This window comes from Vibrio sp. Isolate24 (assembly GCF_022398215.1).
GTDB classification, from domain to species: Bacteria; Pseudomonadota; Gammaproteobacteria; order Enterobacterales; family Vibrionaceae; genus Vibrio; species Vibrio coralliilyticus_A.
Window position 1 is genome coordinate 883,313 of the sequence record NZ_JAKEUU010000001.1, and the last position, 26,347, is coordinate 909,659.

At 43.5% G+C, this 26,347-nt stretch carries 24 protein-coding genes; 9 read left to right on the forward strand and 15 right to left on the reverse strand.

Translation table 11 applies throughout. The features are described 5' to 3' along the window. Positions 1–23: 23 nt before the first annotated feature. From L1D23_RS03890 to malE, 4 genes are all read right to left on the reverse strand, one after another. Positions 24–614, reverse strand: a complete 591-nt coding sequence (locus L1D23_RS03890; RefSeq protein ID WP_239864335.1) for an outer membrane beta-barrel protein — start codon at positions 612–614, stop codon at positions 24–26. A gap of 531 nt (positions 615–1,145) precedes the next feature. Then, positions 1,146–2,036 carry a maltose ABC transporter permease MalG gene (gene malG, locus L1D23_RS03895; protein WP_239836138.1) on the reverse strand — a complete coding sequence of 297 codons (891 nt, stop codon included), beginning with the start codon at positions 2,034–2,036 and terminating at the stop codon, positions 1,146–1,148. 11 nt (positions 2,037–2,047) lie between these two features. Beyond that, positions 2,048–3,619, reverse strand: coding sequence for a maltose ABC transporter permease MalF (gene malF, locus L1D23_RS03900; protein WP_239864336.1), 1,572 nt, complete (start codon positions 3,617–3,619; stop codon positions 2,048–2,050). 72 nt (positions 3,620–3,691) lie between these two features. Continuing rightward, a complete protein-coding gene (gene malE / locus L1D23_RS03905) occupies positions 3,692–4,873 on the reverse strand; it encodes a maltose/maltodextrin ABC transporter substrate-binding protein MalE (RefSeq protein WP_239836136.1) in 1,182 nt (393 codons plus the stop codon). Between the two features lie 679 nt (positions 4,874–5,552). Between malE and malK the strand changes: the two genes are divergently transcribed. Next, complete coding sequence (gene malK / locus L1D23_RS03910) at positions 5,553–6,674, forward strand: maltose/maltodextrin ABC transporter ATP-binding protein MalK (RefSeq protein WP_239836135.1); 1,122 nt, start codon at positions 5,553–5,555, stop codon at positions 6,672–6,674. A gap of 63 nt (positions 6,675–6,737) precedes the next feature. Here malK and L1D23_RS03915 read toward each other — a convergent pair whose 3' ends face one another. The 4 genes from L1D23_RS03915 to hutW form a co-directional block, all read right to left on the reverse strand. Next, a complete protein-coding gene (locus L1D23_RS03915; RefSeq protein WP_239836134.1) occupies positions 6,738–7,271 on the reverse strand; it encodes an ATP:cob(I)alamin adenosyltransferase in 534 nt (177 codons plus the stop codon). Positions 7,272–7,347: 76 nt separating this feature from the next. Further along, entirely contained in the window at positions 7,348–7,878 is a 531-nt protein-coding gene (gene hutZ / locus L1D23_RS03920) for a heme utilization protein HutZ (RefSeq protein WP_019277743.1), read from the reverse strand. An 80-nt stretch (positions 7,879–7,958) separates the two neighbouring features. Next, positions 7,959–8,462 carry a heme utilization cystosolic carrier protein HutX gene (gene hutX / locus L1D23_RS03925; protein WP_239864338.1) on the reverse strand — a complete coding sequence of 168 codons (504 nt, stop codon included), beginning with the start codon at positions 8,460–8,462 and terminating at the stop codon, positions 7,959–7,961. 11 nt (positions 8,463–8,473) lie between these two features. Continuing rightward, complete coding sequence (hutW, locus tag L1D23_RS03930) at positions 8,474–9,847, reverse strand: heme anaerobic degradation radical SAM methyltransferase ChuW/HutW (protein ID WP_239864339.1); 1,374 nt, start codon at positions 9,845–9,847, stop codon at positions 8,474–8,476. Between the two features lie 163 nt (positions 9,848–10,010). Here hutW and L1D23_RS03935 point away from each other — a divergent pair, with 163 nt between their 5' ends. The 6 genes from L1D23_RS03935 to L1D23_RS03960 are packed head-to-tail and all read left to right on the forward strand — an operon-like array spanning position 10,011 to position 14,572. Next, positions 10,011–10,775: an energy transducer TonB gene (locus tag L1D23_RS03935; protein WP_239865382.1), complete on the forward strand. Its 765-nt coding sequence runs from the start codon at positions 10,011–10,013 to the stop codon at positions 10,773–10,775. A 2-nt stretch (positions 10,776–10,777) separates the two neighbouring features. Beyond that, complete coding sequence (locus tag L1D23_RS03940; RefSeq protein ID WP_239864340.1) at positions 10,778–11,467, forward strand: MotA/TolQ/ExbB proton channel family protein; 690 nt, start codon at positions 10,778–10,780, stop codon at positions 11,465–11,467. Then, the gene (locus tag L1D23_RS03945) at positions 11,464–11,880 is read left to right on the forward strand and encodes a biopolymer transporter ExbD (protein WP_239864341.1); all 417 of its coding nucleotides are present in this window, start codon (positions 11,464–11,466) and stop codon (positions 11,878–11,880) included. Before L1D23_RS03940 ends, L1D23_RS03945 begins: the two co-directional genes overlap by 4 nt. A gap of 8 nt (positions 11,881–11,888) precedes the next feature. Then, positions 11,889–12,743: a hemin ABC transporter substrate-binding protein gene (locus L1D23_RS03950; RefSeq protein WP_239864342.1), complete on the forward strand. Its 855-nt coding sequence runs from the start codon at positions 11,889–11,891 to the stop codon at positions 12,741–12,743. 9 nt (positions 12,744–12,752) lie between these two features. After that, on the forward strand, positions 12,753–13,790 hold the full coding sequence (locus tag L1D23_RS03955) for an iron ABC transporter permease (RefSeq protein ID WP_239864343.1): 1,038 nt from the start codon (positions 12,753–12,755) through the stop codon (positions 13,788–13,790). Then, positions 13,790–14,572: a heme ABC transporter ATP-binding protein gene (locus L1D23_RS03960; RefSeq protein WP_239864344.1), complete on the forward strand. Its 783-nt coding sequence runs from the start codon at positions 13,790–13,792 to the stop codon at positions 14,570–14,572. The genes L1D23_RS03955 and L1D23_RS03960 overlap by 1 nt, the downstream gene beginning before the upstream one ends. A gap of 33 nt (positions 14,573–14,605) precedes the next feature. Here L1D23_RS03960 and L1D23_RS03965 read toward each other — a convergent pair whose 3' ends face one another. Continuing rightward, the gene (locus L1D23_RS03965; protein ID WP_239864345.1) at positions 14,606–15,811 is read right to left on the reverse strand and encodes a sugar efflux transporter; all 1,206 of its coding nucleotides are present in this window, start codon (positions 15,809–15,811) and stop codon (positions 14,606–14,608) included. 191 nt (positions 15,812–16,002) lie between these two features. On the opposite strand from L1D23_RS03965, the gene L1D23_RS03970 reads away from it, so the two are divergent. Both L1D23_RS03970 and L1D23_RS03975 read left to right on the forward strand, forming a co-directional pair. Further along, a complete protein-coding gene (locus L1D23_RS03970; RefSeq protein ID WP_239864347.1) occupies positions 16,003–16,896 on the forward strand; it encodes an AraC family transcriptional regulator in 894 nt (297 codons plus the stop codon). 85 nt (positions 16,897–16,981) lie between these two features. Beyond that, positions 16,982–18,337, forward strand: coding sequence for a peptidoglycan DD-metalloendopeptidase family protein (locus L1D23_RS03975; protein ID WP_239864349.1), 1,356 nt, complete (start codon positions 16,982–16,984; stop codon positions 18,335–18,337). 133 nt (positions 18,338–18,470) lie between these two features. Here L1D23_RS03975 and L1D23_RS03980 read toward each other — a convergent pair whose 3' ends face one another. The 6 genes from L1D23_RS03980 to L1D23_RS04005 all read right to left on the reverse strand — a co-directional run bounded on the left by L1D23_RS03980 (position 18,471) and on the right by L1D23_RS04005 (position 26,346). Further along, complete coding sequence (locus tag L1D23_RS03980; RefSeq protein ID WP_239864351.1) at positions 18,471–19,427, reverse strand: hypothetical protein; 957 nt, start codon at positions 19,425–19,427, stop codon at positions 18,471–18,473. Beyond that, a complete protein-coding gene (locus tag L1D23_RS03985; protein WP_239864353.1) occupies positions 19,424–20,560 on the reverse strand; it encodes a DUF3696 domain-containing protein in 1,137 nt (378 codons plus the stop codon). Before L1D23_RS03985 ends, L1D23_RS03980 begins: the two co-directional genes overlap by 4 nt. Continuing rightward, positions 20,550–22,514, reverse strand: a complete 1,965-nt coding sequence (locus L1D23_RS03990) for a DUF262 domain-containing protein (protein WP_239864354.1) — start codon at positions 22,512–22,514, stop codon at positions 20,550–20,552. Before L1D23_RS03990 ends, L1D23_RS03985 begins: the two co-directional genes overlap by 11 nt. A 108-nt stretch (positions 22,515–22,622) precedes the next feature. Then, positions 22,623–23,747 carry a DNA cytosine methyltransferase gene (locus L1D23_RS03995; protein ID WP_239864356.1) on the reverse strand — a complete coding sequence of 375 codons (1,125 nt, stop codon included), beginning with the start codon at positions 23,745–23,747 and terminating at the stop codon, positions 22,623–22,625. Between the two features lie 387 nt (positions 23,748–24,134). After that, positions 24,135–24,785: a DNA-binding protein gene (locus L1D23_RS04000; RefSeq protein ID WP_239864358.1), complete on the reverse strand. Its 651-nt coding sequence runs from the start codon at positions 24,783–24,785 to the stop codon at positions 24,135–24,137. Positions 24,786–24,855: 70 nt separating this feature from the next. Beyond that, positions 24,856–26,346, reverse strand: coding sequence for a hypothetical protein (locus tag L1D23_RS04005; protein WP_239864359.1), 1,491 nt, complete (start codon positions 26,344–26,346; stop codon positions 24,856–24,858). Position 26,347: the final 1 nt, after the last annotated feature.

Consider the following 26,347-nt stretch of genomic DNA (forward strand, 5'->3'; position numbering starts at 1 on the left):
AATAGAGCTCCTTCGTTTCATGGCTAGAAGTGATAACTTAAACCTAGTGACAGAGTGGTAATATCTGACTCTACACTCAAGGTTTCGTTACCAATTTTAACTACCTCAAGCTCAGGCCTAATGTAATCAAGCTCAGCACTCAGCTTGATATTTTTAGAGATTGCAAACTCAGCGCCTGCACCATACATTCCTGTGATAGCCTCATCAGAAACTGTAGCATAGCTCGTTTTGAACTCAGCACCAAAGTAAGCGAGCCCCCCTTTCACAAATAGATTGAATCGATCACCAATTGGCAGAATACCTTTAGCTTGTGTTGCCAAAAACGCCATATCACCAATAGACACATAAGAGCCATCGATAGCATCATAGCCACCAAGTGAGCCTTCTATCGCGAAATAATCATTGAACTGATAACCAACAAATAGCTTGGCTGCCGTGCTGTCATCATCTTCCAAATCTAACTTGTATGAGCCGTTTCCAAATAGAGTGGTGTTGTAAGAAGAGTAAGTGTCTTTAAACTTAGCTTGACCTACTGCCACACCAAGATAAGGGTTTGCGTTTGCAACCGAACATATTCCCGCAAGTGCGATCACTAAAATTGATTTTTTTAACATTGTATCTACTGCCTATCTTATTGAACTTTCAGATTGACACTTCCCTATGTAGCCAATGTTTTCCCTACCATTGGGTTTCGAAACAGAACTGATAATAGAGCTTTGCTTATCAATAAAACACGCAGAATATTTTCGTAAATTTTCTACTTTTTTATTCACTACTCAAAATAAAGGTCACTTTTTATTTCATTTCTGTATGTAATTAAGCAGAGAATGGGCCCCGTTTTCCCTTTAAGAACCAGTGGCACGCCACTGACATACTATTTCTGTAAGTAACTACATTTCATTGAAATTAAACGATAAGTAAGACTGTTGCCGAATGAATACGTAGTGAAAAGATATAAAAAAACCCGAGTAAACTCGGGTTTTGGTTACAAAAACTGTTAGTAGTGAAATAGTAAGGAATCTAAGCTAACAGCCAGCTATGCGTAACGCCAGTTTTGCTCCCTTCTTAACTGATCGGCGGCCAAACCAAAAGTGTTAAGTCGGGAAACAAAATGGGCGACCTCGCAGTCGCCCTTATCGTTCTTATTAGCCTTTCACACCACCGGCGGTTAATCCTCCGACCAACCAGCGCTGCGCAAGTAAGAATACGACAGTAATTGGTAGTGCAGATAATACTGCTGCTGCTGCGAAATCTCCCCACAAATAGTTCTGAGGGTACAGATACTGCTGCATACCAACCGCTAATGTGTATGAGTCTACATCAGAAAGTAGCAAAGATGCCACTGGAACTTCACCCACTACCATAATGAATGACAAAATAAACACTACTGCAAGAATCGGCACCGACAAGGGTAATAGTACCAATCGGAACGCTTGCCATGGGGTTGCACCATCCAATGCTGCCGCTTCTTCTAGAGAGTTATCAATGGTTTCGAAGTAACCTTTTATCGTCCATACGTGCAGTGCGATACCACCTAAGTAAGAGAAAATTAAGCCGCCGTGCGTATTGAGTCCTAAGAATGGAATATACTGACCTAGCTTGTCGAATAGAGCATAAATCGCTACTAGGGCTAGTACGGCTGGGAACATCTGAAAAATCATCATCGCTTTAAGGATGGTGTTTTTACCCTTGAACTTCATACGTGCAAACGCATAAGCAGAAGTTGTCGAAAGCGACACAATAAGAATCGAGCTGATGCCAGCCACTTTAACTGAGTTCCATAACCATGTCAGAACCGGGAATGGAGGCGGGGTCACCGAACCATCCGCATTAGTTACGGAAAAGCCTAATGCTAACTTCCAGTGCTCCAGCGATGGATTCTCAGGAATAATACTGCCGGTTGCGAAGTTACCTTCACGGAACGAAATCGCGATGATCATCAACAATGGGAAGATGATCAGTGCTAGAAACGCCCACATTGCAATATGAGTAGCCCAAACACGGTATTTTAATGACTTACCTTGTACCATTGCCATTATATTTCTCCTTAATCCTGAGCCACTTTTGTTACACGTAGGTTCAATAGCGCTAGTGCGCCAACCAACAAGAAGATAAGCGTTGCGATTGCACTCGCTAAACCAAAGTCCTGACCGCCTGCACCTTCAAATGCGATGCGGTAAGTGTAGTTAACCAATAGATCGGTATAGCCAGCAGGCTCCGACGTACCAATCATGTTCGGCCCGCCTTGAGTCAGAAGCTGAATCAATACAAAGTTATTGAAGTTAAACGCAAAGCTAGCAATAAGTAGAGGCGTCAATGGTTTAATCATCAGTGGTAGCGTGATGCGACGGAAGTTGTCGATAAAGTTCGCTCCATCGATAGCAGACGCCTCATAAAGGTCATCAGGAATCGCTTTCAAGAGACCCATACACAGAATCATCATGTAAGGGAAGCCTAACCAAGTGTTCACGATGATGATCATCAGTTTTGCCAAGAACGGGTCAGAGAACCAAGTTGGGCTGATGCCAAACATCGCCTCCAAAACCATGTTCACTTCACCAAAGCTCTGGTTGAACAAACCTTTGAAAATAAGAATAGAGATAAAGGCAGGAACGGCGTAAGGCAGAATCAGCAGTACGCGATAAATTGCTCGCCCTTTCAGCTCTTCCCATTGAACTACGCTTGCCAGAACCAAACCAATCAGAACCGTTAGAGCAACACTGACCGCTGAAAAAACAATCGTCCAGATGAAGATGCTAATGAAAGGCTCTTTAATGCCATCGTCTTTCCAGACGCGCTCAAAGTTATCAGTACCAATCGTTACAATAAAACCTGGTGAGACAGTTGAGCCTACAAATTGGCCATTTTCATCAACGGGTTGGTAAAAGCCGACTTCATTGTTAGGACGTAGGTTCTCTTGCGTTTCATTGTTGTAGAGCGTTTCTCCATCTTCCTGCAACGTGTAGAGCGGGACAACTGCCGCAAACTTGCGCAGACCGCTCATGCGGATGTCTTCGCCTGACGGCATGTGTAGGTCTACAGCGCCAAGAACAGATTTGTTCTTGATGATGGCTTTAATTTTCTCTTTTTCACCCTCTACCTGCTCAACAGGAGATAACGACATATCACCCGATAAAGTAGCGAGGTTAAATTCTTCAGTTGCCAGCAGTTGGTCATCTTTCTTCACAGAGATGCGGTGGCCATTCTCGGTCTTGATCAGAGAAAACGGGTAGCTATCACCACTTTGATAAGTACGATCAAGCAAAACAGACTGAGCACGTTCAAAAGAAAGCTGATTTTTCGCACTGTAGTTCGTGAAAGCAAGACCAACCGTATACGCCAATGGGAACAGAATGAATAAGATCATGCCTGCGATACCTGGATAGATATAGCGATGCGCGTAAGTCTTTTTACTACCAAAAATATAAAGAGCGAGTGCGGTTACGATAAGGGTAAGAAGTGCGAACGCAATCTCACCGCGTGAATACATTAGAATCGTCGCGTAGCCATTAAGAATACCGACTGAGCCAAGAAGCGCCCACTTTATGAATACATTTTTACTTGAAGGCAAGCTCGTTGTTGGTGATGTCATAGCATCTGTACCTTGAACTGACTGCATAAAAGAACCTGCTAGCGATAATAAAACAAAGAAATGAAGGAGGGGTTACCCCCTCCTTAAAAAGGTCGACAATTATTTTGTCATTTGTTTTTCTGCGTCAGCCAGTGCTGCATCTACAGACTGACGACCATCAACGATGTTGATGATAGCGTTCTTAGCACTGCCCCAGAACGCGTTCATTTGTGGGATGTTTGGCATGATTTCGCCATTCATCGCGTTGTCCATTGTCGCTGCAATACGCTTGTCTGCGTCTAGCTCACGCTGGAAAGAGTTTAGAGCAACAGCACCAAGCGGCTTGTCATTGTTCACTTTACGCAGACCATCATTTGTCAGCAGGTAGTTTTCAATGAATTCAACCGCTAGGTCTTTGTTTGGCGACGCAGTGCTGATACCTGCAGTCAAAACACCAACGAATGGTTTAGAAGATTGGCCATTAAATTTAGGCAGGGTGGTTACACCGTAGTTGATACCAGATTTCTCGATGTTGCCCCAAGCCCATGGGCCGTTGATGGTCATCGCTGTTTTGCCTTGGTTGAACGATGATTCAGAAACAGAGTAATCCATATCAGAAGAGATCACACCTTTGTCTACCAGACCTTTTACGAAACTCATTGCGTCTTTTACGCCATCGTTCGCGATACCCGCATCTTTGATGTCGTAACCTTCAGCACCGTATTTGAACGCGTAACCACCGTCAGCCGCCATTAGTGGCCATGTGAAGTACGGTTCTTTCAGGTTCCACATGATGGCAGACTTGCCTTCTTTCTTCAGCTTGGTGTCGAGTGCTTCAACTTCTTCCCAGCTCTTAGGTGGGTTTGGCACTAGGTCTTTGTTGTAGATAAGAGACAGAGATTCAACCGCGACTGGGTAACCGATGATTTTGCCATTGTATTTAACCGCATCCCATGCAAAGTCTACGATACCTTCTTTGATTTCTTTAGACGGTTTGATTTCACTTAGAAGACCTGCTTCAGCGTAACCACCAAAACGGTCGTGAGCCCAGAACACAATATCAGGACCATCACCGGTCGCTGCAGTTTGAGGGAACTTATCTTGAAGTGCATCAGGGTGAGCAACGGTGACTTTGATACCCGTATCTTCTTCAAACTGTTTACCTACTTCAGCAAGTCCGTTGTAACCTTTATCGCCGTTGATCCAGATAGTTAATTGACCTTCTTCGATAGCAGCATTTGCACCAAATGAGCCAAGAGCAACTAGAGTACCTAGTGCCACTGTGCTTAGGGCGTTTTTCATGTTCATATCCTTTTTATATTTGTGTTGTAGGGCTCCACCGTTCAGAGGTTTCACCGTATTTCGACATACATTTTTAGCTAAACTGTCAATTAGCTCATCCTCCTACTCCCTACGCCCTCGGTATTATGGACTATTTTCGTGATCATCATCCGTCGGCTAGGCGACCAGAATCACAAAATTGACCCTTAACGTGACCAAGTTCACCATCAAACCCCATATTTCTTTGAACTCGATCTAACTCCGTGCAATCAGCCCTACTCTCCCTACTCCCTGCCTACTACCCCTTTAAAAAAGTTCATCGGGAGGATGTAGCAACAGTGCAATAAAGCCAAACTACAGTCATCCGAGAGTGGATGGTAAGAACCCTTTCCAGTACGTTTTGAATTGCTTGGCAATCGAACGAAAAGCTGGTTTGCAATGCCGCAAGGTTCGCTGTAATGAAGTAAATGTTCGTAGTAATTCTGGTGTCATTACCAGTTTGGATTCAACGGGGGAGACAGTTACTTTCATACGGGGGAAGCGAACTTTCATTTGGCTTTGACGGGTGATGCGATTGAATCCATCACCCTTATTTTCTTACACTTCGATTCACCTTACCGAATTCCTACACTTACTGCTCGCGCGATAATTCATATAATGATGGGCAGTAAAACAAAAATATTGATCGAGGACGAGCTAGATGGCGAGTGTCACGTTAAAAAATGTATGTAAAGCTTATGGCGACGTTTTAATTTCAAAGAACGTTGATCTGGACATTCAAGAAGGCGAGTTTGTCGTCTTCGTTGGTCCGTCAGGCTGTGGTAAATCAACTCTGCTACGTTGTATTGCTGGTTTAGAAGACATTACTTCTGGTGATCTTTACATTGGTGAAGAACGCATGAACGAAGTGGAACCTTCTCAGCGCGGTGTAGGTATGGTCTTCCAATCTTACGCGCTATACCCACACTTAAATCTCTATGACAACATGTCATTTGGTCTCAAGTTAGCAAAAGCCGATAAAGGTGAAATCGATAAACGCGTTGAACACGCAGCTGATATTCTCCAACTTAGTCATTTGCTGGATCGCCAACCCAAAGCCCTATCTGGTGGTCAACGTCAGCGTGTGGCGATTGGTCGTACTCTGGTTTCTCAACCTAATGTTTTCCTTCTTGATGAACCTCTATCAAACCTAGACGCAGCGTTACGTGTTCAGATGCGTTCTGAGATCACTAAGCTTCAGCGTAAACTAGGTTGTACCATGATTTACGTGACTCACGATCAGGTAGAAGCCATGACCATGGCAGATAAGATCGTGGTATTGGACGCAGGCTATGTTGCTCAGGTAGGTAAACCACTTGAGCTATACCATTACCCTCAAAACCGCTTTGTGGCTGGTTTCATCGGCTCACCTAAGATGAACTTTATGAGTGTCTTCATTGAAGCTGTAGAAGACGACCGTGTCATGGTACAGCTAGCAAATGGCACAACTTTCTGGATTCCAGTTGATGGCCGTACTGTAACCCGTGGCGAGCGTATGTCGCTGGGTGTGCGCCCAGAGCACTTGCTTCCTGCCGATCAAGGTGACGCTGCTATTGAAGGTGAAATCAACATCGTAGAGAAGTTGGGTAACGAAACGCAGGTATACATGCACATTGACGCGGCTGACGCGGATATGATCTACCGCCAGCCAGACACGCTAGCGGTCGAAGCCGGCGACAAACTGATGGTAGGTATTCCAGCGCACCGCTGTCACTTGTTCCACAGTGACGGTAAAGCTTGTCGCCGCCTATACAAAGAAGCAGGCGTCGATTTCGAAGAGTAATCGACAATCGATTAAAACAGCGCCCGGCTCAATGCCGGGCGTTTTCATTGCCGTTAACTGATACTATTTTGGCATTGGATAGCTTTTACTGACGAACTCAGTTTCAACGACCTTGTGAATCTGGTTAGTATAAGAAGCCAGTGTATACATGACGTTCGCTAACAAATTAGCATATCGAAACAAAATTGGATCCGGTGATTTTTTACCTGCATGTTCAACGGCCACGAGTGCACGTACAACTTTCTTTGCTTGCGTGCGGCACAGATGCAATTCAGCCGAAATAGGATGCCCTCCGGGCAGTACAAAGCCTTTAAAGCCTCCGTCTAGCTTTTCACGCAGCGTATTATAATCGCTATAGAGCTCTTGCAGGTTTTCCTCAAAGATTGCCAGTTTCCCTCGTACCGAACCATTCAAATGATAAACATAAGGCTGGATTCGTTGCAGCACATCCCGACTATAATCATCCAGAGCCATCGTCAGAACAAGACCGATCCGTGTACATAACTCATCCGCTGCTATCTCAAAGTCACACACAGGACTATCTTCATAAATAAAGGGATAACAAATTTCCCCATGATCCTTGCTTACAGGTTTCACGCTTTTCCCTTTCAGATACAACAAAGGGAGCCAGTATAGCTCCCTTATCAGACAGTTTTCGACTTAATTGGACAGCTTAAGCGTTTTCTACCTGCTTATGACCTTCTTCAAGGTGGACAAAATCAACCAGATCATCACCCGATACCTGATAAGCCTGACCAAAGCCTTTTACAAACAGACCTTTCTCAGCTTTCAGGTTGAATAGAACAAAGTCTTGCAGTTGGCTAAGACCATCAATGATTTCACCGAAGCGTTCTTTCATCTGACCCACAATTTGTTGCCATTGTTCTGACTCACGATCAACGACACTTGCTACTGCATCAAATGTCAGACGCTTACGCGCAAACAGCTGCTTTGACGTATCTTCGTCTTCGATCATCATGATGGAAACATTTGGGTTAACCTGAAGGTTACGAGCGTGACGCGCAATTTCCGAGATCAGGATGAAATAACCTTCCTGGTTTTGAACAAATGGCGCATAGCTCACATTCGGTTGACCATCAGCATCAACGGTGGCTAGTTGAAGCGTGCGACGCTCTTGGCGAAACTCTTTGATTTCCGGACCAAGACGACCTTGAAGACGCTCTTGTTTTACTTGTGGATCCATTTTGAACTCCTGACTTTTCAATACTTTTTATTTCTAATAATCCTGGCTTCCGGCATAACCTGTCATGCCGGAGCTCCTATTTATTTACGTAGCTCTTGCTGCCACTGCTTGAATGTTTCTACCTGTTCAGCGATCAGCTCACGCTTTTCGTTGCGTCCTAGATAGATTTTAAAAATGTTATTCCCTTGTTCACAGAAGAAGCCAAAGTAGTGACTCTCACGTCCCATGAACGGTTTGCTAACTAACGCGATATTTTTCACGTTGTCTAACTTAAGGTGACCATGAAGCTCGCCTTCTTTACCCATCAGGTTGTAGTAGCCTCTAGCAACTTTGCCTTTCGGAAATGGAGCCTTCACTTCAAAGATTGAACCGAACGAATGAACAATGGTTGTCACTGGGCCAAAACCGACCAAGTTTTCCAAGACAGACTGAGCCTGCTCTCCCGGAGTCAAAGCAATCATCTCTTCTGGTAGAGCTGCTACTGCTTCGAATTCAGGCACCTCTAAACGCTCTGCAATTGCAGCAGGTAGAAGTGTCGGTTCTTGCTCTATCAGTTGAGCGACTTGTTGTTTTAGTGCTTCCATAATAATTCCACTTAGAGTGCCACTTTGTGTGACGCGGTTACTTCACAATGTGCTTTTTGCAATACTTGAATGCAGGCTTGTGCCAGACTGACTGCCCAGAAGCTGCCAGCTAAAGTCAACACTAGATAATCCCCTTCAATACGGGCTAAGCCTTTGTTCTGCCATACTTCAAACAGCGGCATAAAGAACTCAAACGTATCTTCACCTGCTAATAAAGGTAGTTGATGACGGCTAACGACACCTTTGTCGAAACCAGACTTAATCGCAGCAAACAAAGGCTCCAGCGCATGTTGCTTGGTCATCATCGCGACGACTGAACCACCAGACTTCATCGCGTTCATGTAAGTGTCTAATGTGCGGTGATTCATCATTCCATAACCACCGATGTTGCCACCAGCGCCACAACCGATAGGTAATACTTCAGCGTATGTTTTTGCTAGGCTGTTGTACTGGCTGCGCTCTCGATTGTCTCTTGCCCAGTGATTAACACTTAGCTGGCGCATATAATGTTTGTCCATAAAAGCGACGCCAAGTTCATACATTGATGCTTTATCTGGTGTCGTTGCTGGGGGTGGTATCTTGCCTTTTTCAACCAAATTCAGCATCGGCGCGGTTCCACCGACCACAAGCTGATAGAGATCTAACCCGTGAGCGCCTGTCGACATGAAATCATTCAAGTCCTGCTCAAATACATCTAGCGTCTGATACGGAAGACCGTATAGAAGGTCAAGAATGATTGGCGCCTCTTCGGTGGCAGCGAGCTGCGCGACACGCTCCAGTACAACTTCACGATCGTCCAGACGTTTTGCGCTACGGCGGACTTTGGTATCAAAACTCTGAATACCAAAGGAGAAACGGTTAAAGCCACCTTGCAGAGCCCTTTCAAACATTTCGTCGCTGAATCGATTGATTCGCCCTTCTAAGGTGATCTCACAATCTGTAGCAAGCGGGAAGTAATGACGTATGGCTTTACCCAAACGCTCAACCTGCTCCGCCGAGAGATCGGTAGGCGTTCCACCACCAATATAAACCGCATGAAAAACACCGGTCTGTGTCCAAGGCAAAGCGCTCTTCTGCTTGATTTCATTAATCAGTGCTTCGAAGTAGTCATCAACCAGTTTTCGGCTCGCAGCATTTTGGAAGAAATTGCAGAAAGTACATCGGACCCGGCAGAAAGGAATATGAATGTATAGGCAACGCTTTTTGTTACGTTGACCTTGTTGTTCATACAAGGTGTTGAGAAGTGGCACTTTTTGCTCAGGCATGATGGGAGATGCCATACCGCCCGCATGAGCAGAATACTTTTTGGGGAACGCAAATCGCAACGGATCAGGCGTATCCTCTCCCAAAACAGATTCATCAAATTTATCAATATCTAACATCACATAACATCTCTTAACGCTTATTCCACAAGGGCTCGCGCTAAATCTTTCAAAACTGCCAACGATCATAAAATGGCACAAATGATAATGCAATTGATAATTGATCTTATTTCGATTGTAAGTAATAATCTCATTCCATGTTGTAAAAAATGATTCATTCGTGAGGCTGGTAGTGAACCTAAAAAGATATGCGATAGCAGGAGGCGTTTCCCTTGCTCTTCATACCGCAATTCTCTTTGTCGCTGATGAGCCAAAGCTTCATGCGATGCCTGCTGGTGCGCAATCTTCCACGGTCTCTATCAATTTCAAAGCCGTACCCACTCCACAACCACCAGCTGAACCGGAACCTGTCGCTGAACAACCCGTAGAAGCACCTGAGCCTCCTAAACCAGTTGAGCCGGCGAAAGTCGAACCACCAGTGAAAAAGCCAGCGGTGAAAGAGAAACCGGTAGTAAAAAAAGAGGCACCTAAACAACAGAAAAAGGTGGTTGAGAAAAAGACTGACCAACCCGTTAAGAAAACAACGCAGAAGAAACCACAAGAACAACCTGTTGCTAAAAAAACTGCAGAGAAGCCAGAAAAGAAAAAAGAGGTTGTGGAACAAACGAAACCTCAACCTGCTGAAGTAAACCAAGGCATTAGCCAAGAACCGGTACTGGTAAACAGACCGAGCTTCTTATCGAAACCGACTCGACCTGTCTATCCAAGACTCGCACAGAAAAGAAAACTTGAAGGCGTAGCTATGTATGAAGTCTGGCTGGATGAAAACGGTGATCAGGTTAAACAAATCTTAATTTCTTCTTCCGGAGCAACCATCTTGGATAATTCAGCTCTGAAAGCCATCAAAAAGTGGAAATTTTCTCCGCACATCGTTAACGGACAAAAAATGGCCCACCGCGTCAGATTACCCGTTCGCTTTAAATTGGATTAACAATGGAACAACTACATCAATTACAAGAACAGCTTGGCCTGATGACATGGCCATTGATCATTTGTTCAGCATTAACTGTAATGATCATCACCGAACGTTTATTTCAAGTCATGATCAGTCTGGGAGTGGGTAAGCGCGCTATCCGTAACGAGCTCGACCAAATCTCCCCTTCAGACAAACAGCAACTAGAAGCACTGGCTGAGAAACTCTCTCCGCGCCGGCCGCTGCTATATAAAGGCGTGGCGATGCTGCTAGCTCACCATTCATTTTCCAAAGTTTTACGTGAAGATGCCGCGGGTATGTGGCTTCAGGAAAAGCGTCATCAACTCAATTCTGGCCTTCGCTTGCTGACTCTCATCGGTGTGATCAGCCCTCTTATCGGTCTCTTGGGGACCGTACTTGGCCTTATTGAAATGTTCAAAGGTGTTGCCGCATCAACGGGCAGTATTACACCCAACGATCTTGCAGATGGCCTTGGTTTAGCGATGCGCACAACCGCTGCTGGTCTGCTGATCGCACTCCCTGCCATTGCTGGTGCTCAATTGCTTGGCCTATGGGCCGATAAAGTCATGGCAAAACTAGAACACACACTCAACTACGTTAACTTGTGGTTGGAAGGTATCAGTCTCCAACACGTTTCGCCTCAAGTATCGGCGAAAGCCCCAATACCAGTGGCCGAGGCGTCATCATGATTAAAGTATCACAAGAGAAGAGTCACTTCGGTCTAACGCCTGATCTTACTCCTCTACTGGATATTATTTTTATTGTCATGGTGTTCCTGATGCTCACCGCCGCCGTCAAGCTCGATTCGCTGGAAGTCGATCTTCCAACGACTGACTCGCAAGCAGTCGCGGAAGTGGATACTAAGTCTATTACCGTCAACCTTCTTGCAAATGAGCCTTACTGGGCAATCAATGGCAAAGAATATATTGATTGGGAAAACTTCAAACTTGCTCTTCTGGAGGAGCATAAATCAAACCATCATCCGATAGTGATTGGTGCAGAAAAAACTGCCGACGTGCAGTACCTCGTCAAGCTACTCGCCTTCTTACAAGAAAACGGTATTCAGGCGACACAACTGCTTACGGAAGAATTAAAACAATAGAGTCTATTATGCTTAAGAAAACATTGATCAAAGGAATTGCCGCCCTATCCCTTTCTACGGTTGCTGCAACAGCGATAGCAAATGAACGTATCATCAGTGCGGGTAGCGCGGTGACCGAACTTATCCTCGCCTTAGAGCAGCAAAACCAGCTGGTTGCCGTCGATGTCACCAGCGAACTGCCGCAAAACTTAACCCTCCCGAAGATCGGTTACCATCGTAATTTATCCTCTGAAGGCTTGATGGCACTTAACCCAACACGATTGATTGGTTCCGATGAAATGGGGCCAGAAACGAGCCTAAGTCAACTCAAAACTGCTGGTGTTGAGGTCGATATCGTCAATACTCTACCAACTCCTGAAGGCTTGCTGGAACGTATTGATGAGATCGCAGCGCTAACCGATAGCCAGAAAAATGCTGAAGTGCTCAAAGCGGAAGTAAACCAACAGATTTCGAGCCTTGAGAAAAACAAAGCAAAAACCAAAGAAGCCCAAAAAGTCCTGTTTCTGCTGATTCATGAAGGACGCCCTGCCAACGTTGCTGGCGCTAACACAACACCTAACGCCATCATTGAGTTAGCGGGAGGCATCAATCCCGCAGCAAGTAAGCTGGATTCATACAAGCCACTATCCACCGAAGCTATGCTCGAGATGCAACCTGATGTCATTCTGGTAAGCGGCCGTAGTTATGAAAAAATGGGAGGAGCCGATGCCATTTTAGCCAAAATGCCACTGCTGGCCGCAACGCCTGCGGGTCAGTCAAAAAACATCATCACAGTGGATGGACACGCTCTTGTCGGTGGCTTGGGCCTAAAAAGTCTCTCTGAAGCTGAACGTTTGAGCTTACTGCTGACTACCATGGAATAAATTTCGCTCATGTTGTTACGTCGTATCCCTTTATCTGCTGCTCTAATACTGTTTAGCTCCGTTTTAGCGCTGACCGCGTTAGCATCAGTGACCGTAGGTCCAATGAACATCAGTTTTATGGACAGCTTTTATAGTCTCGTTATCCGCTCAAATGAGCTGGCACCTCACATCAATATGGTTATCCATGAGATCCGCTTTCCTCGCACAGTCTTATCTATGCTAGTTGGTGCCATCTTGGCGATGTGTGGCACCGTTATGCAAGGCTTGTTTCGCAACCCACTGGCCGAACCCGGTATTATTGGTGTTTCTGCCGGTGCCTCTTTGGGTGCTGCTTTTGCGATGGTGATGTTTGCAACATTCAGCATCGACTACCCACAGTTGATGAATTTCGCCGCCGTGCCTTTATTCGCCTTTTTCGGCGGGGCATTGACAACCGTGATGGTCTACAAACTCGGTACTAGTAAAATGGGTACGTCAGTCACCATCATGCTACTGGCAGGTGTCGCGTTCAGTGCTTTATCTGTCGCAGGCATCGGTTTTATGAGTTTCATCGCCAATGACCAAATGCTTCGTGATTTATCATTATGGCAAATGGGCTCCCTAGCTGGTGCCAACTGGACCAGTATTACCCTATGTGCTATGACCTTACTCCTTCTAATGATTATTTTTATGCGTAAGGCTATGCCTCTCAACGCATTGTTGCTCGGAGAAGCCGAAGCAAACCATCTTGGGATTCCCGTTCAAAAACTTAAGCGCCAGCTCATCCTCCTAACCGCAGTTGGTGTTGGTGTGACTGTTAGTGTGTCAGGCATGATAGGCTTCATTGGTTTGATTATTCCTCATTTGGGGAGAATACTGTCTGGACCTGATCATCGTAGCCTGCTGCCGATTTCAGCACTGATGGGCGCTCTGCTCCTCACCATTGCTGACATGTTCTCTCGAGTTGCTTTCGCTCCAGCTGAGCTCCCTGTAGGTATCGTCACTGCTATCATTGGCGCGCCATTCTTTATCTATTTGCTGTTCAAACAAAAAGGGAAGATTCTGTAATGGGTAACGTTGCACTATCCGGAAAGAACATCTCAATGGACTTTGGCGATCGCAAGGTTCTGGACAAGATCGACATCGAAATAAAGTCAGGGGAAGTGACCGCCCTACTTGGGCCTAATGGCGCAGGCAAGAGCACATTACTTAAATTGCTATGTGGTGAAATCCCGTCCAACAATAACATTCAGTACTTTGGTAAGCATCGAAAAGAGTGGCAAGCAGGCACACTGGCCAAGCATCTTGGAATGCTGCCTCAACACAGCACTTTGAACTTCCCGTTTTTGGCACATGAAGTTGTTGAGCTTGGTGCGATTCCACTGAACTTGCCCAACAAACAGACTCAAACGTTAGCAAAACAATACATGGAGAGGACGGATGTTGCGCACCTTACCGAGCGCCTCTACCCTTCTCTATCTGGTGGTGAAAAACAGCGACTACACCTCGCGCGCGTCTTAGTTCAATTGTCTCACTCAGGTGATAATAAGATTTTGATGCTCGATGAGCCGACATCCGCACTCGATCTTGCACATCAACACAATACGTTGAAGATTGCCCGCCAACTTGCAGACGAGCAAAACACCGCCGTAGTTGTGGTCTTGCATGACCTCAATTTGGCTGCTCAATATTCCGATCGACTTGTTGTACTGCATGATGGAAGGCTGGTGTGTGACGCCACACCTTGGGAAGCACTGACATCTGAAATGATTGAATCCGTCTACAGCTATAAGTCTTTGGTAGACAAACATCCATCTCTGGATTTCCCTATGGTTTACCCAGCGGCATAGCCGAAAAGGAGCGCAACCAGCGCTCCTTACTCATTACCCACCCAACGTGTTCTCCGCAACGAGCCGACGATCTTGCATTCTTTTAGTACTATACGAAAACAACACAAGCAGTAATAAAGCAGACGCCACAGCCGATAAACAGACATAGAACGCACTGTAATAACTATACATTTCACCTACCAGTCCAACCGCTAAGCTAGCCACTAACATGCTCACATTGAGCAAATTGGAAAAAAGCGTCGATGCCGTTCCCAATCTATCGCGCATCATATCTTGTAAGACGACCATACCTAATGTCGCGCAACTACCAATAAAGATACCATTGAATATCTGAGCTAAGATCAACGTGGTTTTATCCACCGCCATCAACATCGTCAGAAAAAACACACATCCACTAAAAAGCCCTACACACATGATACGTACCGCGCTATATCTGGCGGCCAACCTACCGGCATAGAACATGACTGGTATTTCACATAAGGCAGCAACTCCAAATAGTACGCCCAACCAGTTCGCTTCGACCTTGACCTCTTGAGATAAGTACAAAGGCATACTAACGATGTATAGGTTGTTGGCTGTAAAAGCGAACACCACGACAAAAGCGTATAACACCGTCAGAACATTCACTGACGAGCCGAGTAATCTGCTATTTCTTTCATTCCCAGAAGCCTTTGTAACACCACTAGGCAGGTAGCGTGTAATGACAACAATCGCAACGCTCACTATGATCGCGGACACAGCAAATGAAGCACTAAATCCAAACTGAGCTTTAAGAACAAAAGCAATAGGAGGCCCGAATACCCATGCGATGGCAATCCCGGCTCTCATGATAGAAAGAAAGCTAGTACTATCTTCGAATTTACTATCACCATATTCTCTTCCAAGGGCAAATAGTTGACCAAATGCAGCACCGCTCACGCTACCAAACAAGGTGACAACAAGGATGGCCAACCAGTACTCTCTGATAAAAATAAAACTGACGACCGTAATGAAATAGCAGCTCAGTGAGGTCACCAGAATTCTTTTCCTTTGCCAGCCTTGGTCAGAATATCGAGCGATGATCTGTGACACAATCACTGAACTTGTCACGGCTGTCACCATGTAAGCTGATAACATCATAGGTGAGGCGCCTAATGCTTCAACAATAAACAGACTTGAAAGTGGATAAAAAAAGGCACCGCATAAGCCTGAAACAAAGGCAGTAATAATAAATAATATCGCAGTTTGATCTTTATACATTTATCTACTCTTTATACCTAATGGACGAATTGTGCTCATCTGTGAGATCCGCTCTAGTCTAATCAATCAATGGCGGCTAAATTAATGGTATTCGACCTAACTCTGATACTTTTCCATCAATAATGACATTTTCACTGACAGCTTTTAGCTAGTTTCCTGAGTTTAGGATTACTTTAGTAAGGACTTTTCCCTTGAAGCCATTTATCGAAAATATTCGTCATACATCCAATTTCAATTGGCTGGTAAAACACTTTCGTAGCCCAGTGCCCAAGCTCGAATACGCCTGTGCTTGGCACTATCATGCAGAGTACGAACTGGTGTTATACCTTGATCCACAACGGGTATTCGAGGGCAGTTATTTCGCAGGTGACAGCATTGGTAAAATCAACCATCAATCAATGTTTTTGTATGGCCCCGGGCTACCCCACATGCTCGCTGGGCGTTTATCAGGAGTAGAGGAAAGCGCACACCACACCATAGTAATATGGCTTAAGCATCAGTGGCTTGAAAAGATACAAGAGCTGATCCCAGAAGCTCGTGAGTTAAAGCGATTGTTAAACGACTCAGCCTACGGGATCGAATTCAGTAAGGAAGTGGCTGAGAAAGTCAGTGTGCTTGTGGATCACTTTGATGATTTACCTCCACAGCGCCAAGTATTAAAGGTAATAGATATAATCATGCTGTTACTTGAAGATGACAACAAGCGTAGGTTGTCGGCGTCTCCTTATTATTTACACCAATTTAAAGATGACAAAGAGTCTTACCTGAGAATAGAAGAAGCTCGTAAGTACATCGAGACCCATTACCATCAGCCCATCAAAGTGTCTGACTTGTGTCAGCTTCTTCACATGAGCGAAAGTTCTATTTACCGTATGTACGAAAAACACTATGGCGTCAGCTTTTCAGAACACTTAAAGCAATATCGCATCGGCAAAGCATGCGAGTTATTGGCAAGCTCGACCAAACCAGTTTCACTGGTTGCCGAACTAACAGGTTTTCAAAACCTTTCAAACTTTAACCGCCAATTTAAGGCAATGAAAAGCACAACGCCTTCTGCGTTTCGTAGGCAATTTAAGCCAGTCTAAGCCTGCCTCCTCCTTAAGATGAACACTACAAAACATAAAAATGTTATGTTATAACATATCCATTTGAATTACAGCTGAATTTGCCATGCCAGTTAATCGTCTAGCCCTGATCCTGATTGCTATCACCTGCTTTACCACCGCCGCACTCATCCAAATTGAACACACCGAAACAGTGCCCTCCACCTCTCAACAAATAACGAAAGTCATGTATCAGTCACTTCCAGGTGCAATCACTCCAGATATCCAGCCAATGAAAGTACATTACATCGTAAAAGTTGGGGATACCTTAAGCTCTATCTTCTCTGAATGGGGATTGCCTTATCAGACATTACAGGAGGTACTGGAAGCGGATTTAACTTCACTTAAGCTAGATACGATAAAACCAGGTGACCACTTAGAATTCGTGATTGATAGGGATAAACGGAAATTGCTCTCTCTGATTTATCACGAGAGTCTAGTAGAACAAGCCATTTATGAACAAGGCAGCAGTGGCCAGTTCACCTATCGCTTCGATGAACAACCCAGCCAATGGCGCTCAACGCTTTATTCCGGTGAAATCAACGGCAGCTTCTCTATCGCAGCGCATCAACTCGGTTTAACAACCACACAGATTGCAAATATCACGCGTATATTGAGAGATAAAGTCAACTTCGCCCGGGATTTACGTACCGGCGATAGTTTTAACATTCTGGTCAATGAACAGTTTTTGGACACACATAAAACTGGAAATGCGGAAATCGAAGGCATAGCGTTGTCGCTAAGAGGAAGAGAGGTCGCTGCTTTTCTCGCGGAGGATGGGCGCTTCTATGACCGTGAGGGAAATAGCCTAGAGCAAGCATTTGATCGTTTTCCAATAGCACGAGCCTACAGAAGAATTACCTCCCCCTTTAACCCCAAAAGGAAACACCCCGTAACAGGCAGAGTTTCACCTCATAATGGAACAGATTTCGCCACACCTGTCGGAACGCCTATCTATTCAACGGGAGATGGTAAAGTGATTGCGATAAGAAACCACCCATATGCTGGTAAGTACCTAGTAATAGAGCACAACAGTGTTTATAAAACACGATATCTACACCTAAGTCGCTTTTTAGTAAAGAAAGGGCAGCAGGTTAAGCGCGGCCAGAAGATAGCTCTATCTGGCGCAACTGGTCGCCTCACTGGACCGCATCTTCATTTTGAAGTACTCGTGCGAAATCGAGCCGTCGACCCAATGAAAGCGAACTTACCTCTAGCCACATCCATTCCTAAGAGCTTATCAAAAGCATTTGCAGGTAAGGTGGCCAGTTTTGATGAAAAAGTTGCCGCTCGGCAAAACAGTACAGAGAGAGGTATAAAGCAACCTTTGGTAAACCGCGCGTTTTATCAAAATGAAAAACGAAAAAGCCGCTGTAAAAACAGCGGCTTAATCTTTGAATGTGGCGGAGAGATAGGGATTTGAAAGCTATATCCGCCAGACTAAAATGCTTACTTTACAGTGACTTATGCGTATCATTCAAAAGTCGAATTTGCTAGTTGTCCAATACATCATAAACTAATACGGAATATTATCTCAACCTATTTAGTTTAATTGTTCAGGAGTTGCCTCGTCTCCTAACTTTTTTTCTTTTGGTCTTTTCTGGTGCATAGCGATCACTTGAGTCGTGCGTTGTTATATGAGGGCCGATCGCTGCGACTGCAATTCGTAGTTTGTTATTCGCTAGAGGAATAAACCCAAAATAAATACGTTTATGATTGTGGCTTCCATCCCCCTTAGTATTCCTATCAGAAGGCTTAAGGTGGTACTGGCAGCCTAGTTTCGGGTAACGCACACCGCCATGTTGAAAGTCAAATTTGAAATGATCATGTGATTTACCTTCAGGAGTACACGCATAGTGTGCTTTAGTAGCAATATCTGAAAGGTGATTTTGGATATTGACGCCAGACACTGGACTTAAACTATCCAGCGCTTTTAAACACTTAGTTATAGCTACAGAATAGTTGCAAAATCCATCAGGAACCCGCTTAAGAGTATCCTTGCAATCAACATGATAGATTATATTCTTAAAATGACTTGTCGCTCTTTGATAGTAACTATCTTCATCAATTGGGTAGGAGCCTAAAATTTGTTCATAATAGGAATCGAAACAACCAATAGACTTGATACTTGAAAGCCCAGCGATGAGTGTTTTAGGCGCATATAGAGTACAGCATAGCCTACGATTCTCATCTGGAGATTTTGCTAGTTTTTTCAACTCATCACTAGTGTAACGCTTTTCAAAGCCACTAAAATAGCCCCGTTCAAGCGTCATTCGAAAGGCAGTAATTGCCTGTTTATCTTTACCGTAAGTAAAGTTATTAAATTGTGTTTCTATAGAGTGACCAAAATATTGATCTTTTAGAATATCCGTCGCTATAGATAATGAAACGCCATCTTGACTAAACTTACCTTGTAAAGATTTGAGTTTTGCAAACTCATCTTTAATCTCTCCAAAGCTAATAAACCTCTGAGATTCAAAGCTAAAGTTAGAAATACCTATCAGAGTCTTCATTCTTCCTTACCGCTCATCAAAATATCCATATCTATAAGTTGTTGGTCGAAAAATTGTTCAGGCCATTCAGATAACTCACCCTGTTCGTTTACAGTTATGGCAATAGCTTTACTACATCTTGCGGAAAAGTCAGCAACAACTTGATAAATCTTGATTTTATCATTGCTAACTTTTCCTAACCTAGGCATTAATCTAATTCCGTTAATTAAGTGATCACTGTGTGTTTCTACAATGACTTGAACACCAGCTTGTGCAGTTAGAGCAATCAAGCGTCCGAGGTAACTTTGCCCTCTAGGATGCAGATGCGCTTCAGGATTTTCAACAATGATCAGACCACCTGAACTTGTATACAAAAGGGCGGTTACAATAGATAGAGCATAACTTACACCAAACCCCACGTTATGCGGTTTTAGCGCTTTATTACCATTCTGTTCAAATATATTGACCGATGTGGAAGCTTGCTCGAACAATTGGGAGGTTACTGAAATTCCAGGACTAATCTCCTTTAACCAAGCATCAATTTGCTTACCTAATGCAACTTGTTCCTCTTTAGGATGTAATCTAGGATCTCCGATAACATCCGCTGAATTCTCTGCTCCACCCACGAACAAGCGCATATCTCTTGAAGAACGAGACAGGAACTCTGAGGTAAACTCTCCCCTTGAGCCTAACCAATCGCGATGAAAGCCGTTAGACTTAGCAAGTACATAGTTAGCCCTAGGCCCGTAGCGCTCGGCTTGAAGATATTGGAGGTTTTCTATTATCTCTCGCAATGCTGTGTTTGCATTTGATGATGGTGGAGTAATAGAACTCAAGTGTTTAGTGGATAGTTGTTCTTGTTCATCTATATAGTTATAGCCCCAAGAGACAAGCTCAGAATTGATTTCTAGCTCAATTTTTAAACTTTCATCTTCCGCAGACTGGTGATGAATATCGTTTAGAGAGCCTAGTTCGACAAGCTCACCATTCAGTGCGATTTGTGAGTCAAAATACGATTGAATAGGTACTGATAGCGCTTGAATCGCTGTACTTTTTCCAACAGAGTTATTACCACAAAAAACAGTAAGGTTAGAAAAATCAAATTCTTCGCTTTTATATGACTTAAAGTTGTGTAGTTTTAGCTTATTTATCATTTGTATTTCCCAAAACTGGAGTAAGCCGTACGTCGATTCCTGTAGATTTCATTAGAATGTTTCTGAACGCAGAAAACCTGTACAATATCGTTGGTCTTTTGCCCGTGGATGCAGAAATAGAATACATTAAGCCTCTATTCTCTTTTTGATACCTTTCAGACTCCCACTCAGCAAACTCGCGTGAATTTGACTCGATTGCCTTATACAACTCACCAGTAAACTCGTCGATATTTGACAATAACAAGTCTATCTGCGGGGTAGTTAAGCTTCCAAAAATGGTAACAATGACTTCAAAAAGCGGCTTGCTAATAGGTGCGCTTTTGCCCACATCCAATGATTTCTTGAATGCGACGCCATTGAAAACTTGATGTGCAATGCGAAGCCCTTGCTTAAACCTGTTTTCAAGCTCAAAAAATATTTGGTTACTCTGTTCCAGTATGTGAGCTTGACCTTGATCGATTGAGTCAAGATTATCTAGGTAGAGTTTATGCTTATTAATTCTCTTCATAGCTAACGAGAGAAACTCGTTGTATGTGTTAAAGTTGAAGTCTTCATAACCCAGTGCCAAATAAGAAAGAGCTGACAAGCATAACTCCATATCTTTTTGTCGTTGAGGACTAACTTTACCGTTGGTTGCTTCTATAAATTCTGGGCTTGAAGATAGATAGCGTAAGAAAGTTACACTCGATCCCTGAAACATTGCCGACCGAATCTCTTGGTTACTCAATTTTACCCCGTATGTGTTAATACGGTGAAATAACTCAACTATTAAGTTCTCTTTGTCAGATTCGGAATCTATGACATGAGCGGTGATTTGATACTCTCTGATTTTTCGCTTATCGAGTCGAGTCAGATCACTAAAAAATTTTCCGTTATAGCTGTCGTCTAAACTTGTCAACTTATCCAACGGAAACTTGTCTTTCATGAAGTCAAAAATTGTTGTGATACGTTGAAGTCCATCTACTACAATCCAATCACCATCACTCTTTTCTGCGAAGTAAAAGGCAGGAAGGGGTAAGCCCATGAGTATAGACTCAAGCAATTTTGAACGCTTCTCCATCGACCAAATACGGTCTTGACGTTGGAAGTCGGGTTGGAGCTCAATTTCATCGAAGCTAAGGCGATCGTGAATTAAGGTAAGAACAGGGGTTATATGACGTATTCTTAATTCATCACGTGATCGATCCTCATGGGAGTTAGACGTTTGAGTTGTTGTTATGTCGTTAAACTCGGTAGAGTCCTCTGACTCATTTTCTATTCCCGTAAAATCCTCATCTTCTATGTATTCCTCTACAGACTTAACATCACTAGCTCTATGAATCAGCCCGCCGTGGTTAATCTCATGCAGCTCATTTTGAAGAGTTACAATAGAATCACGAACGTCCTCTTCAAGGGCAGCTAGCTTTTGAACAGCTAACTCAAGTTCTTTGCTAATCGAAGCCACAGAAATTCCGCTATCCAAGCGCCTCTGAGTAGACTTTAGCCTATTCAATATATCAGACTGCCTAGCATATACAGCTTGATTGTTAAGAGAGAAATAATTGTCTATTTTGGATAAAACAAGGCTGAGTTCATCACCAGTTAGCTCTGACAAAGTACCAGGGCTATGAATAGGTTTAGCCCGAAGAAAAATGTGCTTTTTCCCTTTAAAACGAAAGTGTTGTATGTAAGGCAAATGTGCAAATACAGTCTCAGGTTGATTACGGCTACTGCCACTTCCGTAAAGAGCTTGGTCAACATTGCAAAACCCCTTGTATGTAAGTTCATTCCATATAGCTTCCAACTCTGTAAACGGACGGCTATCACCTGTTTCGTTTGGTGACTGAGATACAAAGTAACTTTTTAGAGAGAAGTCAACTTTTGTAATGTAAATAGGTGCCGTTTTGGGGTTTATAGCTTGAAGTGGTTTATTCACCAATGCTTGGATATCTTCTAATACTTGGTTGAATTGCATAGTTAACCTAGTTCTTCATATTAATTCTTCATAGTTTATCAACACTTACGGTGTTGCACTACCTTCTGATCTGCCATTATAGATGGCTGAAGTACCTAAATACGCAATCTATAGTGACTTTAAGTACTGCTTAATCGTTCGAGCAAGTCCCAAAGATGCTAAGTATGGCACACCATTTCCTATAGTCTTGAACATGTCAGACAGGGTCATTCTAGGTGGTAGGCTAAACTCTTTTGGCAAGGACTGTATCGCCAATGCTTCAGCGGCGCTAAGCCTCCGAGGCTTATATGGATGCAAATGAACTTCGTTGTTACCATATGCTGCTGTTGGTGAATATCTAAAGCGATGCAAACGTTTGAACGATTTTTTACTATCGTCACCTTCCTCTACAGTGTGAAAGCGTGCAGAGTATGGCTTAAAGTGATGTTTAGAGTTAGGGTGGTTATAAACTTCGTTTTTTTCGAACCAATGCTGAACAGTTAATGTTTCTAAGCCTTCAAGGTTACTAGGCAACTTTTTACGGGACGAAACTGCTTCTTTGAACTTGCTGGTTGTAGGCCATAAAGATTTATCTAGAACCAGTTCTCGATTAAAAAGATGCTCCTTTTCCCAGTTAAAGTTTTGCTGTAGTTCTTCTCTTGACAGGTCGCCAACATGTTTCGAGTGTATCCCAAACATCAAAATTCGGTCTCTATCCTGAGGAACACCATACTCTATACAGTTGGTAAGCCTATCAGTTAAAATGTACCCAGCCTCTTCCAATAGACTCTTCATTTCATCATAGAACTCTCGATGTTTTAACGTACGCCAGAGCCCCTTAACATTCTCAAACAAAAAAAAGTCTGGTTGATTTCCAACGATAGCTTCAATATAAACTTTGGTTAATCTACCGTTATCTCCATCTGCACCTTTATGCTTTCCTGCTGCGGAAAAATCTGGGCATGGTGGCCCTCCAATAAATCCCACAAGTGAATCCTTCTTGGACTCACTCACTAGTTGATTTAATTCTTCACTTTTTTCACCACTTAGAAAGTCTTCAATACTTCCTAGGTGGTGTCCATACAATGGATTGGGTAACCCCATTTGTTCGCGAGAGTATATGTATGCATCTAAAAATGATTCTTGATACTCATTTACAAAACGTACATCGAAGCCTGACATTTCGAAGCCGAGGTCTAAAAAGCCACTACCCGAAAAAAATGAGAAGATTATTGGTTGTGTTGAGGACAACATTACACCTTAGTATCAATGGTACAAAATAACCCTGTATGATACGCTATGTTTACTCTTTCTAACACTCTCCTTTGATGAGATTAGCACTAGTCTGAAGCTTTAATGCACGACCTATGCAAGCTAGGTCACATCCCCACTGGAAGGCTTAAAATGACTATGTGACAAAAACCTCTCAGTTCGTCAATTGCGAACCACATTTCACGAACAACGATCTGACTTCACAAGTACTTTTCAACGGTTTTAAGTCATTTTAGGTGGATAGGTAACAATCTTCTCGTATTAACTCCAAGGAGTTTTCGAAAGCGCAAAGCAGCCCTAGTCTCGGTATGTCTTTTCATCGATTTTTCGAGCTGCTTTCTGGCCTATGTAATGCGTATCCCTGGTTGCCTAAGTCTCAGCGAACTGTTCGTTAAGAGCTTGGTAAGTCCCTTGAAGTATTTCGTACTTCTCCGTAATGGAGTTTAAATTGCTTGTAAGTTTAAGATTGTGTTGAAGCAACTCCGAGTGGCTTTGCCGTGATTCAGCCAATTCAAGTTCTAATTCTTCAATTGTGTCCTCAAGCCGTTCCTTTTCCTCAACTTGCTTCTTAAGGCGTTCTTCAATATCAGCATAGTCAGCTTCAGCTTGCTCCTTGGCTCGATACGTTAGGTTGTACTTTGCGTCGAGATCTCTGATACGAATAGCCATCATGGTTTCATAATGCTCGTGCGCCTTGTTATTCAAAGCATTCGTCATATCACGCATTACTTTACAAAGCTCTTCCTCCCGCTTAGCTAAAAGTTCCTGCAACTCCACTGGAAGATCATAGGACAGAAAAGCACGGGTAGCTTCACACTCTTTATAGTCTTGCGCATTAAGCGCTTCAACCGAGATATGTCCACTTTTTATAAGGCGATCTAAGTCCGATTGAATTGCGGAAATTTTTCCTCGGCCTAATACTTCTTTTATGCTCCAGCCCGAAGGCTTTTTTCCTTTGCTGATCAGCTGAGTAGCAATTTTGATGACATCGTCATCGGTATATGATTTCGGTCTAGCCATTTTTCACCTGTTTTTAGTTATCATTTTTAGGTTTGTTAGTTAGTGAAGTAAGTTAGTCACGTTAACTAACTTACTTATCTATTGAAGCTTCGGCTTCAATTGCAGTATTGGTCTTTTTAATAGCCTTAATTTCCCTGGTAATCCCTTGCGTTACCGAAGGAGGAAGCTCTAACGCAGCACTGAAAGCGGAATCAAGATACTCAATCTGTTTCGTTGCCATCTTTTGGTCACGAGCATTGAGAGCAAGCAGCACTTTCTTAAACACACTGACCAACTTTGGCACAATAGCTTCTGATAATTCTTTCGTTAGCTGAGATAGACGCGACTTTTGTGCCTGGAGCTCTGATACTTCTGTCATTACAGTATCTTTTTCAACTTGCAGCTCGCTGAGATTAATTTGTACTTCAGTGACTTCATCAAGTAATTTTTCAAACTGCCCTTCTAGTGACTGGGTATTTTCTAGCAACTTGTCATACTGTTGCTCTGCCGATTGAATCTTTGCTTGAGCAAGCTCTAATTGATGAGTGTAATAATTATGGCTACGTTCAGACTTGGGTGAGCTTGCCTCTCTGTCCATTTTCTTGCGAAGCTCTGACTTCTGCTCCGTTTCAGGTGCAAAGTCTGCTCTTAGCTCTTTACTTTTAAACAAGTGCTCGTTCGCGTAATCCAATACCATGCATTGAAAGTAGTGGCCGAATTTTTTGGTTAATTTTCTGCTTAGTTTCCCATCAGCAGGTAGCAACTCCTCATCGGGAAAACTAGAACTGATGTACTCATTAACTACTCTAATCTGAGTCTTCCTTAAGTCATATTTACCTGTCTGGTTATTTTGCCCCGATATAAAATAGTGAGTATGTGCTCCAGTAGTTACTTCGATGCTACGCTCATCGTCATGCGCAATGATTGCGCGAACATGATAGTCAGGGAAATGGTCGTCCAAAAATTTTTGCGTAAAGAGTATGTATTCCTCAACGCTGATAACATCAGTGCCAACATCCCACCGATGCGGAACTTTAAAGATGCCTTCTTGCAGAAAGACATGATTAGCGGCAGGTCGCTGTTGTAATTGGTTGTATGCGTTCAAATACGTTTCGAGCATTTTGATGCGTTGACCTTTCCTTTGCATTGGAAGCTTTTTAAACTGCTCTATGCGAGAGTACGAAACATGACCTTTTGTATTTAAGACATCTTGCAAAAACTTAGCAGCATCGACGTTACCTTTGTTCGTTTCACTCTCTATAGCTTTCTTAATTTTGAGGCGATATTGCCGCTGCTGAGTTTGCAGCTTGGACTGATTACGAATTTTAGGCTCTGGTGCGAATTGATATAACAGCTCCAGACGCTCCTCTTCAGACACTGAGTTCAAAGACAGAATATTTGAACCAAGCCAGATTAAGTTGGAATCTGCAAGCTCCTCATTCCACTCCAACTTCTTAGCTTTATTAGCGGCTGTTGGTGGAGCGATACGCAATGAATGAGCAAGCGAGTGTTCGCATTTAACTCGATCAACTGGTTTTGATGTGAAGTTAAAGCGTCGATGAAAGAATCGAATTTCCTTCATA